The sequence below is a fragment of the Agrobacterium sp. 22094 genome, from assembly GCF_052046015.1.
GTDB lineage: Bacteria > Pseudomonadota > Alphaproteobacteria > Rhizobiales > Rhizobiaceae > Agrobacterium > Agrobacterium cavarae.
In genome coordinates this window covers 1-331 of sequence record NZ_JBQEPX010000051.1, presented here as the reverse complement: position 1 = coordinate 331, position 331 = coordinate 1, and the positions used below count along the sequence as shown (strand labels likewise).

The 331-nt window shown below is 59.2% G+C and carries 1 protein-coding gene; it reads left to right on the top strand.

The window, feature by feature from the left end; all coding sequences use genetic code 11:
* Window positions 1-331 (top strand): type IV secretory system conjugative DNA transfer family protein (locus ACTJK5_RS23120; protein ID WP_440613334.1); only part of this gene is annotated, 331 nt, incomplete at both ends.

Genomic DNA, 331 nt, shown 5'->3' with positions numbered 1-331 from the left:
AGGCATCGGGCGTTCTGTCGTCGGCGCAACGCCACACACACTTCCTCGACAGTCCGCGCATGAAGCGGGTGATGGAGCGATCGGACTTTTGCTTTGCCGATCTGAAGCAAAGGACGCAGTCGGTATTCCTGGTGCTCCCGCCGGACAGGCTTGGCGCCTATGCACGATGGCTTCGATTGATGATTAGTCAAAGCCTGACGGAGATGGTGAGGGCGCGCAACGGCACATCGCTGTCCGATAGCGTTACCGGTTCAGAGGCGGCCACAACAACATTCGGCAAGCGGAAGAGAGCCGTTCCCGCAAACAAGTCCGTGCTGTTCCTGCTCGACGA